The organism is Streptomyces sp. NPDC059166 (genome assembly GCF_042755185.1).
Taxonomy (GTDB): Bacteria; Actinomycetota; Actinomycetes; order Streptomycetales; family Streptomycetaceae; genus Streptomyces.
This window is the reverse complement of sequence record NZ_JBHZCI010000014.1, coordinates 48,397-63,278: the sequence shown is the minus strand read 5'-3', so window position 1 is coordinate 63,278 and position 14,882 is coordinate 48,397. Positions and strand designations below refer to the sequence as shown.

Below are 14,882 nucleotides of genomic sequence, written 5' to 3'. Positions count from 1 at the left end.
CTGAGCGGTGCCGCCCGGCGCTCACGGTCACCCCGCTCCCGGCCGGCTGCCGCCGGCGAACCTTCCGGAAGTCGGGGGCGGCCGGCCACCGCGGCGAGGCCCGGCCGGCCGCAGGGCCCTACAGGCGGGGGTCGACCGGTTCCGACTCCAGCGCCAGCACCGCGAAGACGGCCTCGTGGATCCGCCACAGCGGTTCCCCGTCGGCCAGCCGGTCGAGCGCCTCCAGACCGAGCGCGTACTCCCGGAGCGCGAGCGACCGCTTGTGCCCGAGGAACCGCGAACGCAGCCGTTCCAGGTGCTCCGGCCGGGTGTACTCGGGGCCGTAGATGATGCGCAGGTACTCCCGGCCGCGCACCTTGATGCCCGGCTGGACGAGCCTGCCCTTCTCGTCCCTCGTCAGCGCGGCGAGCGGTTTGACGACCATGCCTTCCCCGCCGCGGCCGGTCATCTCCAGCCACCAGTCGGTTCCCGCGCGGACGGAGTCCTCGTCCCCGGTGTCGACGACGAGGCGCCGCGTCACCTGGAGCAGGCCCGTCGGGTCGTGCTCGACGAGACGGTCCAGCCACGCGAGCTGTTCGTCGTGCGGCACGGCGGCGAGGGAGCGGCCCTGCACGGCGAGGATCTGGAAGGGGGCGAGCCGGACCCCGTCGAGCCCCTCGGTGCTCCAGCAGTAGCGCCGGTAGGCCTCGGTGAACGCGGCGGCGTCCGCCGCCCTCTCCTCCTGCCTGCCGGACAGGGCGCTCACGTCGACCCCGCGGGCCGCTGCAGCCGCCAGGGCGTCCCGCGCCACGGGCAGGGACGCGCCCGCGGCGGCGCCCACGGCCGCGTACTGCGAGCGGAGCAGCCCTGCCGCCTTGAGGGACCAGGGCATCAGTTCGGCGTCGAGCAGCACCCAGTCGGTGTTCCACTCGTCCCAGAGCCCGGCAGCCGTGACCGCCGAGCGCAGCCGGCCGAGGACGACCTCGGTGAGGGCGGTGTCGTCGAGGAACGGCCGCCCGGTGCGGGTGTACAGGGCGCCGGTGGGTCCTCCTCCTTCACCGTGGGCCTGGGGCGAACTCCCGGTGCCGAAGCGCTCCTTCGCGGTGTCGGCGTCCCGGCAGACCAGGGCGACGGCACGCGAACCCATGTGCTTCTCCTCGCAGACGACCTTGGAGACACCGTCGGCGCGGTACTGCGCGAAGGCCTCGGCCGGGTGCTCCAGGAAGCCGTCCTCCCGCGAGGTGGCCGTCGGGGCCATGGTCGGCGGGAGGTAAGCCAGCAGTCTGGGGTCGACCGCGAAACGGCTCATCACCTCGAGCGCCGCTGCCGCGTTCTCCTCGCGTACCGCGAGGCGCCCCATGTGCCGGGTCTCCACGACGCGGCGGCCCCGCACGTCGGTGAGGTCGAGCGGCCTGCCCTCCCGTCCCCCGGGTGCCTCGGTGGCCAGCGGCTTCACGGGCTCGTACCAGACGCGCTCGGCGGGTACGTCGACGATCTCGCGTTCCGGCCAGCGCAGTGCGGTCATCCGCCCGCCGAAAACCGCTCCGGTGTCCAGGCAGAGGGTGTTGTTCACCCACGATGCGACGGGCACGGGCGTGTGGCCGTAGACCACGGCGGCACTCCCCCGGTAGTCCTCGGCCCACGGGTAGCGCACGGGCAGGCCGAACTCGTCGGTCTCACCGGTCGTCTCGCCGTAGAGCGCGTGCGAACGGACGCGTCCGGAGGTGCGCCCGTGGTACTTCTCCGGCAGCCCGGCGTGGCAGACGACCAGCTTCCCGCCGTCCAGGACGTAGTGACTGACCAGTCCGTCGATGAACTCCGCCACCTGCTGCCGGAATTCGGGGTGCGCGGCGTCCTCCCGCTCCAGCTGCTCGACGGTCTCCGCGAGCCCGTGGCTGTGCTGGACCTTGCGGCCCTTGAGGTAGCGGCCGAGCTTGTTCTCGTGGTTGCCGGGGACGCACAACGCGTCGCCGGAGGCCACCATGGACATGACGCGGCGCAGCACGCCCGGACTGTCGGGACCGCGGTCGACGAGGTCGCCGACGAACACGGCGGTACGGCCGTCGGGGTGCGCGCCGTCCTTGTACCCGAGCTCGGCGAGCAGGGTGTCCAGTTCGGAGCTGCAGCCGTGGATGTCCCCGATGATGTCGAAGGGGCCGGTGACGTGCCGGAGGTCGTTGTAGCGGCGTTCCAGGACGACCTCGGCGCTGTCGGCCTCCTCCTCCGTGCGCAGGACGTGCACCTTGCGGAAGCCCTCGCGCTCCAGTCCGCGCAGCGAGCGGCGCAGCTCCCGCCGGTGGCGCTGGACGACGTGACGGGGCATGCCGGACCGGTCGGGGCGGGCGGAGTTGCGCGCCTGGCAGACCTCCTCCGGGAGGTCGAGCACGATGGCGATGGGCAGCACGTCGTACTGCCTGGCCAGCTGTACGAGCTGCTTGCGGCTCTCGGGCTGCACGTTGGTGGCGTCCACGACGGTGAGCCGGCCCGCGGCCAGGCGCTTGCCCGCGATGTAGTGCAGCACGTCGAAGGCGTCACCGCTGACGCTCTGGTCGTTCTCGTCGTCGGCGACGAGCCCTCGGCAGAAGTCGGAGGAGATGACCTCCGTCGGTTTGAAGTGCCTGCGGGCGAAGGTGGACTTGCCCGATCCGCTGGCCCCGACGAGGACGACGAGGGACAGGTCGGTCACCGGCAGCGTGCGTGAGGTTCCGGTCATGCGGCGTCCGCCTCCTTCGTTTTCGTCTCGGCCGCGGTCATCGTGAACACGGCCATCTGGGTGGGCGGCCCCACCTCGGGGTCCTCGGGTCCCACGGGTACGAACTCGACCGTGTAGCCGTGGCGTCCGCCGACCTGCCTCGCCCACTCCCCGAATTCCTCGCGGGTCCACTCGAAGCGATGGTCGCCGTGGCGGACATGGCCGGCCGGAAGGCTCTCCCAGCGGACGTTGTACTCGACGTTCGGTGTCGTCACCAGCACCGTCCTGGGCCTGGCCGAGCCGAACACCGCGTATTCGAGGGCGGGCAGGCGCGGCAGGTCCAGGTGCTCGATCACCTCGCTGAGCACAGCGGCGTCATAGCCCTTCAGGCTCTTGTCGGTGTAGGTCAGCGCGCCCTGGCGCAGGGTGATCCGCCCGGCCTGACGCTCGCCCATCCGGTCCAGCCGGAGACGGCGTGCGGCCACGGTGAGGGCGCGCATCGACACGTCCACGCCGACGATCTCCGTGAAGCGCGGGTCCTTGAGAAGTGCCTGCAGCAACTGGCCCTGACCGCAACCCAGGTCGAGCACCCTGCTCGCTCCCGCGGCGCGCAGGGACTCGAGGATCGCCCCACGGCGGTGTTCGGCGAGCGGCACCGGCCGCTCCTCGGTGTCGACGGACTCGTCCACCGCGTTGTCCACGCTCTCCACCTCGAGGTCGTCCGACTCCGCGAGACGGACCAGTTCGAGCCGCTCCGTCGCCTGCTGGGTGAGGCCCCGGCGCCGGGAGAGGTAGCGGCTGGTGATGAGCCGCTGCTCGGGGTGGCCGGCCAGCCAGCCGTCACCGGCACGCAGCAGCTTGTCGACCTCGTCGGGCGCGACCCAGTAGTGCTTGGCGTCGTCGAGCACCGGGAGCAGCACGTACAGCTGGCGCAGGGCGTCCGCGAGCCGCGACTCGCCCTCCAGCACCAGCCGCACGTAGCGTGAGTCGCCCCACTCCGGGAAGCGTTCGTCCAGCGGGACCACCTCGGCCTCGACGTGCGTCCAGCCCAGCGGGGCGAAGAGCTTGTGGACGAGCTCGGCGCCCCCACGCGCGGGCAGGGCGGGGACCTCGACGCGCAGCGGCATCGGTTCCTCGGCCCGGCCGGGCAGGGCGCGGCACACGCCGTTGAGCGCGGACTTGAACACCGTCGTCATCGCGACCGACAGCAGCGACGAGGCCGCGTACGGGCGGTCGTTGACGTACTGCGCGAGCGCTGCGTCGGGCGCTCCGCCCCGGCCCTTGCCCTTGCCCCGCCGGACCAGTGCCACCGGATCGACCTCCAGCAGCAGTGCCGCGGTACAGCGTTCCGCGGACGCCTCGGGGTAGAACACGTGCGCGGTGCCGTGTGAGGTGGAGAACGCCTGCGCCTTGTCGGGATGCTTGTGCAGCAGGTAGCCGAGATCGGTCGCGGGACGCTCCGGGGTGCCGGTCGTGCTGATAGTCAGGAACACGCGTCCGAGTATGGTGCGGTCGCTCCACCCTGACCAGGTATTTTCACCCTCCCGCCGCCAGCCGGTCCGCCAGTGCCGCGATGGCGGACGGACCTACCCGGCAGCAGCCCCCGACGAGCCTCGCTCCGGCGCGCTGCCAGCCCCGCACCCTGTCCGCTTCGAAGGTTTCCCCGCCCGTCCAGCGCCGGCCGCCAGCGTCCCACCTCTCCCCGCTGTTCGGGTAGACCACGACGGGTTTTCCGCTCGCACCCGCGGCCACCTCCACCGCACGGTCCGCGTCGTCGGGATCACAGCAGTTGACCCCGACGGCCACGACCTGCTCGACACCGGCGGCGAGCCCGAAGGCGTCGGCCAGGGGCTGCCCCGCGCTCGTCCGGTCCCCTTTGATGCTGTACGAGAGCCAGACCGGCACGTCGAGCCCCCGGACGGCCTCCAGCAGCGCCTCGGCCTCCACGATGTCCGGGACCGTCTCGAGGGCCAGCACGTCGGGGCGCGCTTCCGCCAGCGTCCGTGCCCGGGGCCGGTGGAAGCGCACCAGTTCCCGGACGGTCAGACCGTACCGGCCGCGGTACTCGCTGCCGTCCGCGAGCATCGCCCCGTAGGGACCGACCGATGCGGCCACCCAGTGCTCGCGGCCGGCCACCGCACCCGCCCGCCGGGCGGCCCCGACACTGCCGGCGAGCAGGGCGGCGGCACGGTCCGGGCCGATCCCGTGCCGCGCGAACCCTTCGAAGGTCGCCTGGTAGCTGGAGGTGATGAGCACCTGCGCACCGGCCCGGGCGTAGGCCGTGTGCGCGGCCTCGATCTGGTGGGGTGCGTCGGCCAGAAGGCGCGCAGACCACAGGGAGTCGGAGAGGTCGCAGCCCTGCGCCTCCAGCTGGTTGGAGAGACCGCCGTCCAGCAGGACGGTGCCCTCTGCGAGCGCTTCGCCGAGGGTCCGGCCGGCCAGGCCCTCCGCCGTCGGGGTGGTGTCCACGATCCTCCTCTCCGCCGGCCGGTACCGGTGGACCGGCCGGCTCTCTCCCGCGCGCCCCGCGCCCCGCGCGAGACGGCGCTGCCGCGTCCCCCTGTCTCGTCCGCTCCGCCTCCGCCTTCCGTACGTGCGGGCCGCGCGCCGCCCGCAGGCGGCCTGTCCTCAGCCCAGCTGCGACTGGACCTCCGACGAGATCAGCTCCAGGTGTTCCAGATCGTGCAGGTCCAGGACCTGGAGGTAGATGCGGGAGGAGCCGATGGCCGCGTACCGGCCGATCTTGTCGACCACTTCGGCGGGCGAGCCGGCAAGTCCGTTCGCCTTGATCTCCTCGACCTCCCGTCCGATGGCCTCGGCGCGCCTCGCCACTTCCGCGTCGTTCCTGCCGACGCACACCACCAGGGCGTTGGAGTACACCAGGTCGTCAGGGCCCCGCCCGGCCGCGACGGCCGCGTCCCTCACCCTGCCGAACTGCTTCTCACTGTCCTCGATCGATGCGAAGGGGATGTTGAACTCGTCGGCGTACCGGGCGGCGAGCCGGGGGGTGCGGACCGCCCCGTGCCCCCCGATCAGGACAGGCACCCTCGCCTGGGCGGGCTTGGGCAGTGCGGGCGAGTCGGCGAGCTGGTAGTAGGTGCCGTCGTAGCTGAACGTCTTGCCCGTCTCCGTCTCCCACAGGCCGGTGATGATCGCCAACTGCTCCTCGAGACGACCGAACTTCTCCTTCGGGAAGGGGATGCCGTACGCCTTGTGCTCCTCCTCGAACCAGCCCGCACCCAGGCCCAGTTCGACACGGCCGCCGGACATCTGGTCCACCTGGGCGACCTGGATGGCCAGCACCCCCGGCAGACGGAACGTACCCGCCGTCATCAGGGTGCCCAGGCGGATCCTGCTGGTCTCGCGGGCCAGTCCGGCCAGAGTGATCCACGCGTCGGTGGGGCCGGGCAGTCCGTCCCCGGAGCCCATGCGCAGATAGTGGTCCGACCGGTAGAAGGCGTCGAAGCCGAGGTCCTCGGTGGCCTTGGCGACGGTGAGCAGGGTGTCGTAGCTCGCCCCCTGCTGGGGCTCGGTGAAGATTCGAAGATCCATGCCTCCATCCTGCACCTTCGGGACAGCCGAGCCCCGTCTCCCCTGCCTTCCTCTCCTGGCTGGTCCAGTCCTGGCCGCTCCAGCCGGGCGTACCCTCACGGCCGCCCGCTCACGGCTGTCCCGCCGCTGATCCTGCCTGACCTCCGAGGACCCCGTGCGGGCCGTCGCGCTCCCGGTCCGGCTCGCGGGCGCGCTCCCTGTCCCCGGTGTGCTCGGCCAGCCTTCTCAGCATCCCGTGGACCCGGTCCACCGACTCGTCGACGGCGTCTATCGCCTCGATGCACTGCCAGTAGAGCCCTTCCTCCTCCGTGCCGCAGGCGACGCCCACCAGGGCGATCCCCGCCTCCCCGAGGAGGAGCACGAGAGAGCTCAACGCGCGTGCCACATGGCTCACTTCGGTGAGCTGCGAGGCCCGCACACTTCCGGACGGAACCATCGGATGGTCGAGTGCCGCGCTGCCCAGAGCGCAGGTCTCGCTCAGCCCGCGCGCCTCCGTCCGCAACTCCACCGGCCCGCTCCGCGCCAGTTGTCCGCCGACCGCCCTCGCGAGAGCCTGGGCCTGCCACGCCTCCGCCATGACGGCCGGCACCCCCCGGCTCTGCGCCAGGGCGCTCCGGCCCGCCTCGATCAGCCGCTCCGCTTCCATGCGATTCCCCCGTCACCGAGACATGAACGAATCCGCTCACCTCTTCATTACCCACAGTGAGGTGTGCGGCACATGAAAGCCAGAGGAAATCGGAAATCTGTGGACAGTGATCGGATTGTGGACAAGTCGATCACTCCGAAGAGTGACGATCTTCCGGCTCAACCGCTCCCGGGGCCGGGAAACGGGTCTCGTTCCGGTCGATCTTGGCGGCGAGCGCGGCGAGGACGTCGATGTCCAGGACCTCGCAGAACTGCAGCAGATAGGCCAGCACGTCCGCCACCTCGTCCCTGACGCGGTGTGCCGTCGCGGGGTCGTCCATCACCCGCGCCGACTGCTCAGGTGTCAGCCACTGGAAGATCTCCAGGAGTTCGGACGCCTCGACGCTCAGGGCGGCGCAGAGGTTCTTGGGCGTGTGGTACGGCTCCCATGCCCGGGAGGCCGCGAAGTCGGCCAGTCGCCGCTGCAGTTGCGCCACATCCAGTTCTGTCACACCGCCAGGTTCTACCACTTCGCGACCGGCCCGGCTGGCCCGGCTGCCCTGCCGCCCCACGCCCGGCGCCACCGGCGGCGTCCACGCGCGTGACGCCCGGCAGGTGCGGTCACACCCGGCGCCTCCCACCCTGCGGGGCGTCTCCCACCCTGCGGGGCCCCTCCTGCCGGGCGGGAGGGGCGGAGGCGCGGGGCGAGCGGCGGGCACGGGGCGACTGCTGCGAGGGGCAGGGTGCGGCAGCAGCCGCCCTCGGTGGCCGGCCATGACCGGGGCCGGGCCGCTCCTGCCGGCCGTCCCGCCTACGGCTGCGTCACACCGGCGGCCGCGACCCCCTCGACCTCCATGCCGACCGGTGCGAGCAGGAACACGTTGCGGTCCACCCGGTGCATCCCGCTGCCGAGGCCGAACACGACACCGCTGCTGAAGTCCAGGATCCGCTTGGCCACGTCGCTCTCGGCGCCGGTGAGGTCCAGCAGGACCGGGATCTGGGCGACCAGGTACTCGGCCACCTCGCGCGCGTCCGCGAAGACCTGGACCCGCAGGACGACCATGCGCCGCTGTTCGGCCGACTCCCGGTCGGGCACCGTCCGGTGGTCGACCCGCGACGGCCATTCGTTGCGGCCCCTCAGGGGCACGACCTGGGCGAGCCCTTCCCACTGCTCGTCGGTGGCGTCGTACCTGTCGTACCTGTCGTACCTGCTCACAGGACCACCCCGTCCGTATGCCGGTTGGCCGTGCGCCGGCTGCGCTCGCTGTTCATCGGGCAATTCTCTCGCCCCTCACCCGTTCGGCGTACCACCGACACGGGTGGGACCGTGATCGGACGTATGCGTCACAGCACGCCGCCCTCGCCGGACGTCGTCGCGAGGGGGGTGAAACGTACCGGGAGATGGGCCAGGGCCCGGTGGAACGGGCCGGGACGCCAGACCAGTTCGCCCGGCTCGACCGCCAGCTCCAGGTCGCAGAGCTGGCTGGTGAGCTGTTCGATCGCGGTCATCGCCATCAGCAGCGCGGGCTGCTTGGCGGGGCAGCGGTGCGGACCGGCGGACCACGACAGATGCGCACCGTCCCCGGATCGCACCGCCGGGTCCCGTACGGAGGAGAGCGACTGGGTGTTGGCCGCGGCGTAGGAGACCAGGACCAGCTGTCCGGCCCGGAGGGCGACGCCGTGGAACTCCGTGTCGTGGCGCGGGAAGTGCGCCCCCAGGTTGGCGATGGGAGGATCGCGCCAGAGCACCTCGTCCACCGCCTCGCGGGCCGTCAGCGCGCCGCCGTGCAGGGAACCGCCGCCCGCCGGGGCGGCGAGCATGCCGAGCAGGGCGTTCCCGATCAGATTGGTCGTGGGCTCGTGTCCCGCGCTCATGATCAGCGTGATCTGACGGACGGCCTCGTCGTCGTCCAGGCCCGCCGGGTGGTCGAGCAGATAGGTCGTGAGGTCCCTGCCGGGCCTGCGGCGTCTGGCCGCGACGAGGGAGGAGACTACGTCGACGAGATCCTCGTAGGCCGCCTTCGCGTCGGCAGCGGTGTCCATCATCCCGCTGGTGCCGCGGACCACCCGGTCGGCGTCCTCGGGCGCCACCCCGAAGGAGGCGGTGAAGACGTGGAGCGGCAGCCGCCGGGCGTACTGGGCGATGAGATCACCGGTGCCGGAGGCGGCGAAGCCGTCGATCAGCCGCTGGGCGACGCCGGCGACCTCGGCGCGCAGCAGGTGGGGTTCGATCAGGGCGAGGGTGTCGTTGATGGCCTCGCGGTAGCGGGTGTGGACCTCGCCGTCACTGAAGAGCGCGGTGGGCCGGTGCCCGAGCACGGGCAGCACCGGCGAGTCCGGGGGGATGTCCGCCTGCCAGGCGCGTGGGTCCTTCGAGAAGGTCTCGGTGTCGCGCAGCAGGTCGACGGCGGCGTGGTAGTCGGTGACCAGCATCGCGTCGATGCCCGGGGCGACACGGACCCGGGCCAGCGGCCCCTGGTCGCGCAGCCGCCGGTAGTGGCCGTGCGGATCGGCGGCGAAGTCCGGTCCGTACAGCGCGAGCGGCTCGAGAAGTGAGGGTGAACTGATGGACGGGGGCGTGGTCATGGCTGTTCCTGGGGCGCGGACATGCTGTTCAGGGCGTGCTCGGCCAGGGCGATCAGGGCGTTGATGCCGCCCTCGCGTTCACGGGCGTCGCACTGCACGAGCGGGGTACCGGCGTCGAGGTCGAGGTGCTTGCGCAGGACCTCGTCCGCGTGAGCCGGGGCGTCGGGGAACCGGTTGACGGCGACGGCGTAGGGGAGCCCCTGCTCCTCCACCATGTCCATGACGGCGAAGGAGTCCTCGAGCCGGCGGGTGTCCACCATGACGAGGGCGCCGAGAGCACCGCGGGCGATGTCCTCCCACAGGGGGAAGAACCGTTCCTGGCCCGGGGTGCCGAACATGTAGAGCACGAGGTCGTCCTGGACGGTGAGACGGCCGAAGTCGACGGCGACGGTGGTCGTGCTCTTGTCGGGAAGTCCGGCGGTGTCGTCGAGGCCCGTGCTGGACTGCGTCATCGCCTCTTCCGTGTGCAGGGTCGGGATCTCCGACAGGGTACGGATCAGGGTGGTCTTGCCCACGCCGAAGGGGCCCGTGACCACGAGTTTCATCAGGGTCTCGGCGGCGCTCGGCAAGTAGCCGACACCGCCTCGGTCAGTGGAGGGAACGGAGTCCAACGAGCAGCCTCTCGACGAGCGACCGGTCGATCTCACCGGCGCTGGGTATCGGTGGTCGAGCGTGCAGAAGTCCTGCCGCCACGAGGTCCGTGGCAAGGAAGACCGTCGCGCTGACCGGCAGTTCCAGATGAGCCGCGCACTCGACGACCGTGAGGGCTCCCGGTTCCAGGAGCTCGCAGAGTCTGCGCTGCTCCCAGCCGGCGTTCGCCGGCACGGACGACTCCGTGCGCACGAGCACGGCGAGCCGGTCGAGCGCGGGGCCGGTGGACGCCGAGCGGCCACCGGTGACCAGATAGGCGGGAATCAGGCGGCGCCCTGGGCCGGCGGTCATGGCCGGGTGGCAGCGTCCGGTTGGCGGGTGGGGGCGTGCATCGCCCGGGTCAGCGCGGTGACCTGCACCTGCATCTGGTAGGCGATGTTCCCCAGATGCGCGTCGGGGGCCGCGAACAGGGCGAGCGTGGTGTTCTTTCCCGCGGGCACGACGACGGCGAAGCCGAGGTCGGATTCCACGACCGTCTGCGCCAGCCGTGGGGCCTCGGCGTCCGTGAAGGCCGTGGTGAAGGCGCGGGCCGCCGCGTGCAGGGTGGCGGTCATCGCGGCGACCCGTTCGGCGGACGCGCGGTCCAGGCCGGGTGAGGCGCCCTCGACGAGACCGTCTCCGGTGGCGACCACGGCGTGCTGCACACCGGGCAGTTCGAGCAGGGGTGTCAGCACCCAGGCGAGATCACCGGCGGTGGGGGTGGCGCTCACGTCTCGTCTTCTCCTTGGTCGTCCGACGGGGATGCTGAGGGAACCTGCTCAGGCGGCGCGGGTGCGGCCTCTCTGCCGCTGACCGTGCCCTTCTGGAGGGCGGACCAGGCGGCGCCGGCCTGTTCGGGCGTCCTGAGCGGGGGTGCCTCCGCCGTCTGCGGCTCGGCGGGGGCGGCCTGTGCGAGGCCGGTCCTGCGTGTTCTGCGGCGCCGGGTGGGCAGTTCGCCCGGACGCGCCGCACCCTCGTCCACCGGTGCGTCCGCGGCGGGCACCGCCGTCTCCGCGGGGTCCGTGGCGGGCGCCGGGGATCCGGGGTCCTCGGAACCGGCCGGCCTGGCCCGCACCGGCTCGGGTACGAGCACGGAGAGGGTGCGGTCGTCGTCGATCACGGTCAGCAGGTGGGCCGGGACGCGCAGCATGGCGCGCATTCCGCCGTACGGGGACGATTCGATGTGGCAGCTGAAGCCGTAGCGCTCGATGAGCCGCCCGACGACGGCGAAGCCGGTCCGCGGCGGGTCACCCAGCTCGGTGAGGAGCACCTCGGACGGGCCCGACAACAGCGCGCGGGCGCGTTTGAGCGCGTCGTCGTCCATGCCGATCCCGGCGTCGTCGACGATGATCATGGCGCCGCGCCCCGGGGTCTGCTGGACCGTCACCGGCACCTCGGTGTCCGGGTGCGAGTACGCGGTCGCGTTGGCCAGCAGCTCGGCAAGGGCGATCGCCAGGGGCTCGGACACTCGCGCGACGAGCGCCAGCCGTTCCTGGCGCAGGTGGTTGGCGACCTTGACGCGTTCGTACCCGGCGACGCGCGACTGGGCCCCCAGGACCACCTCCATGAGGGAGGAGTTCTGCCGGGCGAGTCCCGGCCAGGCGTCGCACAGGACGGCGGTGGCCTGGGTGCGGCGCAGCGCCAGTTCGTTGCGGAAGTCGAGCTGCAGGATCCTCGGGTCGTCGTACTCGTGCTGGAGTTCCTGAAGCAGGTGCTGCGACTGGTTGAGAAGCGACTGGATCTTGGCGGAGGTGCCACGCATGGCCGACCGCGCCGCCGCGTCGACCCGTACGCGCTCCTCGAGGACCGCCGTGCGAGCGGCCTCGACCGCCAGCGTCAGAAGCCGCGCGGCGTCGCCCTCGATGTCCGCGGCCTCGCGCAGCCCGGGCACCGGTGCGGCTCGGTGCGAGAGCGCCGTCGCGGCCGCGGGTATCCGCTTCCGGGCGAGCTGGCGGATCTCCTCGGTGAGGGCGAGTGTCCGGGCCTCGGCGGCCCGGGCCTGACGTTCCGTCAGTTCGACGCGCGCCAGCGCCCCGTAAGCGTCCTTCCTGGCCTGATGTGTACGTGCCGTCGACCAGATCGCCACGATCACTGCGGCGAGGGCCACGATCCATGCGAGCACGGCGTCACCGCGATTCTGTCGTCGGGGACGGGCGGCGGCCCGCCCGGCACGGGGTCACGCGGCGCCACCCTCACGGGGTGGCTCGATCTCCCGCGCCACGGCGGCGACCTCCGCCATCACGTCGAGGACACCGGGAAGCTCCGAGCCGTCGAGGTGCCGGTACTCACTGCCGATGGTGACCACGAGCCGCTCCGGGAGGCCGAGTGCCGGGTACCGGCCCTCGGCGATCACCCGGCGGGCCGCCTCGGTCGCGGGAACGCCTGCCGCGTGGAGCGCGTGGGCACGTTCGCGTACGTGGTCGAGGTAGGCCATGTGCTCGCGCACCCCTGCGCGGTCGAGCACGGGACCGTGGCCGGGCACGATCACTTCCGCACCGGTGGCCAGAACCCGCTCGCACGCGTCGATGACATGGGCCAGCGGGCCGGCCCAGTGCACCGGGTGGTCGCCGGGCTGCTCCGGGGTGGAGGAGAAGATGACGTCACCGCTGAACGCGGTGCGCTGGGAGGGCAGGTACACCATCAGGTCGCCCGCCGTGTGCGCGGGCGGGAGCGACGACACCTGGACCGCGTAGTCCCCGAGTGTGAGTTCCAGTTCCCCGGTGAAGTAGGTCGTCGGCGTCACGGCCTCGGTGGCCGACCAGTCGAAGCCCCCGAAGTGGCGGCCGAGGTAGGCTCCGAGAGGGGTGGAGGGATCACTTCCGGCCACCAGGGCGTGCTGCTGCTGGGGGGTCGGGTCGTAGTGGATGTGCTCCCGGGCCTCCCGGGTCACGATGATCTCGGCGTCCGGAAGGACTCCGGCGCCCCAGAAGTGGTCGCCGTTGGCATGGGTGACGATCACACGGTCCACGCTCACCCCGTCGGGCAGGCGTTTCTGGCTCTCGACGAGGAACTCCCCGGCCAGCACCGGGTCGTAGGGGGTGTCGATCCACAGCGCGCCGCGCGGCGAGACGAGCAGGCCGCAGTTGGCGAGGCCCCAGCCACGCTTCGGCGGCATCCAGGCGTACAGGCCCGTGCCGAGGTCAACGATGTCCCCGCCCGTGATCGACATGGGGCGATTATGCCGACCCCGAACCGGTCGCGCGTTCGAAGTCAGCCACCGGCCGCTGCCTCTGGCTGAAAATCGCCCTCCCGTGAGGGCGACGGCTGGGCGTCGGTGACCGTCCGGGGTCACCGTGGAGCGGCCTCGCAGGGGACTTACCGCGCGAGTGGCGGGATTTCACCCCATGTGACCCTGTCCAGCGCCGAGTACCCCCGCTGGATCAGCCGAACCGGATCACCCCCGACTACCCACCGAGCATGGCCGAAAACAGTCGTCGAGTGGATCAAGCCGAAGCGGACCTCCCGAGCACCGCGCCCCCTGCGGCCGACGTGCTCGCGGACGGAGGCCGTCGTGCTCGGGGACGAGAGGGCGAGCGCACGGACGAGAGGCCGCCCGCCCGCCCGCGGAACGAACGCCCGGGCGCTTCCGACCGGCGCGTTCGGGCCCCGCGCCAGGGCGGCACTGCCCTCACCCCCGAGGCCGCAGGGAACACCGCCGGCCGCGGGCCGAGCACCGGCAGCAGGAGCCATGACCAGCCGGCGCCGCCGCGTGGCCTGAATCCGCCTACTCGAAACCGCCCGCAGTCATCTGGCGGGACATCCCTGCGGCCGCCGGGCGGCCTCTCAGGCCGCGACCCACTTCACAGCTGCCCACGGGCATCCGGAGGGACGGCGGTCAGGCGCGCGGCCATGGTCCGCCCACGACCGCCCCACTCCCGGGACGGAGGTCACACGGCGGAGCGACGCGTGCCGTGTGCCGGGCCCTCGCCGGGCCCGGCACACGGCACGGAACGGGACAGGTCAGGCTTCCTCGAAGTGGGCGTCCAGGACCGCGTCGAGTTCGGCGGTCCACCCCTTGAGCTCGCTCCGGGCTCCCGCCTCGACCTCCGCGTTGAACCACCGGCGGCTCGACAGGTGGACCGTCACGGTGAAACGGCGCCCGAAGCGGCCGGTCTTGACCTCGACCGCGCCGATCTCCGACCAGTCGAACTCCGCCTCCTGGTCGTCGAGCCGGAAGCGGACGCCGTCCGCATCGACCCTGATGGACCCGCGCCGGTCGCTGACCTCGAACACGGGCCCGTGCTCACCATCGGGTTCCCCGCCGTCGGCCTCGGCCTGCGGAGCGGCCTCCCGCTCGGCCGTGGCCGCCGCCTCGCCGTCCGCTTCCGCACCTTCGGCTGCCACCGGGGCGTCCTCCGGAGCGTCCTCCACGGCGTCCGCAGCCCCCTTCCCGGCGAGAGCGGCCGCGGGCTCCGGGGTGCCCGGCTCCTCGGAACCGTCGGGCGCCGCCCGGTCCGCTTCCGCCTCCGTCCGCGCGGGGGCAGGGGCCGTCAGGCCGGGGATGTACGCCGGGTCCGTCCCCGCGGCGAACTCGGGCTTCGTCGTCGAATCTATGCGCTGCTCCACGGCGGGCAGTATGGACGACGAACCTGTACGAGACCAGTCGCCCTCTCCGGGACACCCCCACCGCGCCCACGCGCGCACGGCCACGGGCTCGGGGGGCTGTACCGGCGAGGGCGACTGCGGGCGGCCCCGGATACGACTGACGGGTGGTGGGGGGGGGGGCCCAACCCCCCCCACCCACCCCCAAATGCCCCAGGGCACCCCCCCGGCGCCCGGGTGACGGGGGCCCACAGCCGCCCACGGCGGCGGAGGGCTT

General features: G+C 72.4%; 14 protein-coding genes. All 14 read right to left on the bottom strand.

Going from position 1 to position 14,882, the window contains the following annotated elements; translation table 11 throughout:
* Window positions 1-118: 118 nt before the first annotated feature.
* The 14 genes from ACFXOA_RS13160 to ACFXOA_RS13095 all read right to left on the bottom strand — a co-directional run bounded on the left by ACFXOA_RS13160 (window position 119) and on the right by ACFXOA_RS13095 (window position 14,629).
* Window positions 119-2,692: a polynucleotide kinase-phosphatase gene (locus ACFXOA_RS13160; protein ID WP_385026142.1), complete on the bottom strand. Its 2,574-nt coding sequence runs from the start codon at window positions 2,690-2,692 to the stop codon at window positions 119-121.
* Complete coding sequence (locus ACFXOA_RS13155) at window positions 2,689-4,164, bottom strand: 3' terminal RNA ribose 2'-O-methyltransferase Hen1 (RefSeq protein WP_385026139.1); 1,476 nt, start codon at window positions 4,162-4,164, stop codon at window positions 2,689-2,691. The genes ACFXOA_RS13160 and ACFXOA_RS13155 overlap by 4 nt, the downstream gene beginning before the upstream one ends.
* Window positions 4,165-4,207: 43 nt before the next feature.
* Window positions 4,208-5,140: a homocysteine S-methyltransferase gene (mmuM, locus tag ACFXOA_RS13150; protein WP_385026136.1), complete on the bottom strand. Its 933-nt coding sequence runs from the start codon at window positions 5,138-5,140 to the stop codon at window positions 4,208-4,210.
* A 159-nt stretch (window positions 5,141-5,299) separates the two neighbouring features.
* The gene (locus tag ACFXOA_RS13145; RefSeq protein ID WP_385026132.1) at window positions 5,300-6,223 is read right to left on the bottom strand and encodes an LLM class F420-dependent oxidoreductase; all 924 of its coding nucleotides are present in this window, start codon (window positions 6,221-6,223) and stop codon (window positions 5,300-5,302) included.
* Window positions 6,224-6,332: 109 nt separating this feature from the next.
* Entirely contained in the window at window positions 6,333-6,869 is a 537-nt protein-coding gene (locus tag ACFXOA_RS13140) for a DUF6099 family protein (protein ID WP_385026129.1), read from the bottom strand.
* 130 nt (window positions 6,870-6,999) lie between these two features.
* Window positions 7,000-7,359, bottom strand: a complete 360-nt coding sequence (locus tag ACFXOA_RS13135) for a nucleotide pyrophosphohydrolase (protein ID WP_385026126.1) — start codon at window positions 7,357-7,359, stop codon at window positions 7,000-7,002.
* Window positions 7,360-7,658: 299 nt separating this feature from the next.
* The gene (locus tag ACFXOA_RS13130) at window positions 7,659-8,063 is read right to left on the bottom strand and encodes a cell division protein SepF (protein WP_385026123.1); all 405 of its coding nucleotides are present in this window, start codon (window positions 8,061-8,063) and stop codon (window positions 7,659-7,661) included.
* A 128-nt stretch (window positions 8,064-8,191) separates the two neighbouring features.
* A complete protein-coding gene (locus ACFXOA_RS13125) occupies window positions 8,192-9,433 on the bottom strand; it encodes a cytochrome P450 (protein WP_385026120.1) in 1,242 nt (413 codons plus the stop codon).
* Complete coding sequence (locus ACFXOA_RS13120; RefSeq protein ID WP_385026117.1) at window positions 9,430-10,044, bottom strand: ATP/GTP-binding protein; 615 nt, start codon at window positions 10,042-10,044, stop codon at window positions 9,430-9,432. Before ACFXOA_RS13120 ends, ACFXOA_RS13125 begins: the two co-directional genes overlap by 4 nt.
* A complete protein-coding gene (locus tag ACFXOA_RS13115) occupies window positions 10,022-10,375 on the bottom strand; it encodes a DUF742 domain-containing protein (RefSeq protein ID WP_385026114.1) in 354 nt (117 codons plus the stop codon). The genes ACFXOA_RS13120 and ACFXOA_RS13115 overlap by 23 nt, the downstream gene beginning before the upstream one ends.
* Complete coding sequence (locus tag ACFXOA_RS13110) at window positions 10,372-10,794, bottom strand: roadblock/LC7 domain-containing protein (protein WP_385026111.1); 423 nt, start codon at window positions 10,792-10,794, stop codon at window positions 10,372-10,374. The genes ACFXOA_RS13115 and ACFXOA_RS13110 overlap by 4 nt, the downstream gene beginning before the upstream one ends.
* Window positions 10,791-12,185 carry an ATP-binding protein gene (locus ACFXOA_RS13105; RefSeq protein ID WP_385026108.1) on the bottom strand — a complete coding sequence of 465 codons (1,395 nt, stop codon included), beginning with the start codon at window positions 12,183-12,185 and terminating at the stop codon, window positions 10,791-10,793. The genes ACFXOA_RS13110 and ACFXOA_RS13105 overlap by 4 nt, the downstream gene beginning before the upstream one ends.
* A 54-nt stretch (window positions 12,186-12,239) precedes the next feature.
* Window positions 12,240-13,232, bottom strand: a complete 993-nt coding sequence (locus tag ACFXOA_RS13100) for an MBL fold metallo-hydrolase (protein WP_385026105.1) — start codon at window positions 13,230-13,232, stop codon at window positions 12,240-12,242.
* 791 nt (window positions 13,233-14,023) lie between these two features.
* Window positions 14,024-14,629, bottom strand: a complete 606-nt coding sequence (locus tag ACFXOA_RS13095) for a hypothetical protein (RefSeq protein WP_385026102.1) — start codon at window positions 14,627-14,629, stop codon at window positions 14,024-14,026.
* Between the last annotated feature and the right edge of the window lie 253 nt (window positions 14,630-14,882).

What these genes read in the sequence shown, in the direction of transcription:
- ACFXOA_RS13115 (WP_385026114.1), bottom strand. Translation starts at nt 10,375, where the DNA reads ATGACCGCCGGCCCAGGGCGCCGCCTGATTCCCGCCTATCTGGTCACC.
- ACFXOA_RS13140 (WP_385026129.1), bottom strand. Translation starts at nt 6,869, where the DNA reads ATGGAAGCGGAGCGGCTGATCGAGGCGGGCCGGAGCGCCCTGGCGCAG.
- ACFXOA_RS13125 (WP_385026120.1), bottom strand. Translation starts at nt 9,433, where the DNA reads ATGACCACGCCCCCGTCCATCAGTTCACCCTCACTTCTCGAGCCGCTC.
- ACFXOA_RS13100 (WP_385026105.1), bottom strand. Translation starts at nt 13,232, where the DNA reads ATGTCGATCACGGGCGGGGACATCGTTGACCTCGGCACGGGCCTGTAC.
- ACFXOA_RS13145 (WP_385026132.1), bottom strand. Translation starts at nt 6,223, where the DNA reads ATGGATCTTCGAATCTTCACCGAGCCCCAGCAGGGGGCGAGCTACGAC.
- ACFXOA_RS13160 (WP_385026142.1), bottom strand. Translation starts at nt 2,692, where the DNA reads ATGACCGGAACCTCACGCACGCTGCCGGTGACCGACCTGTCCCTCGTC.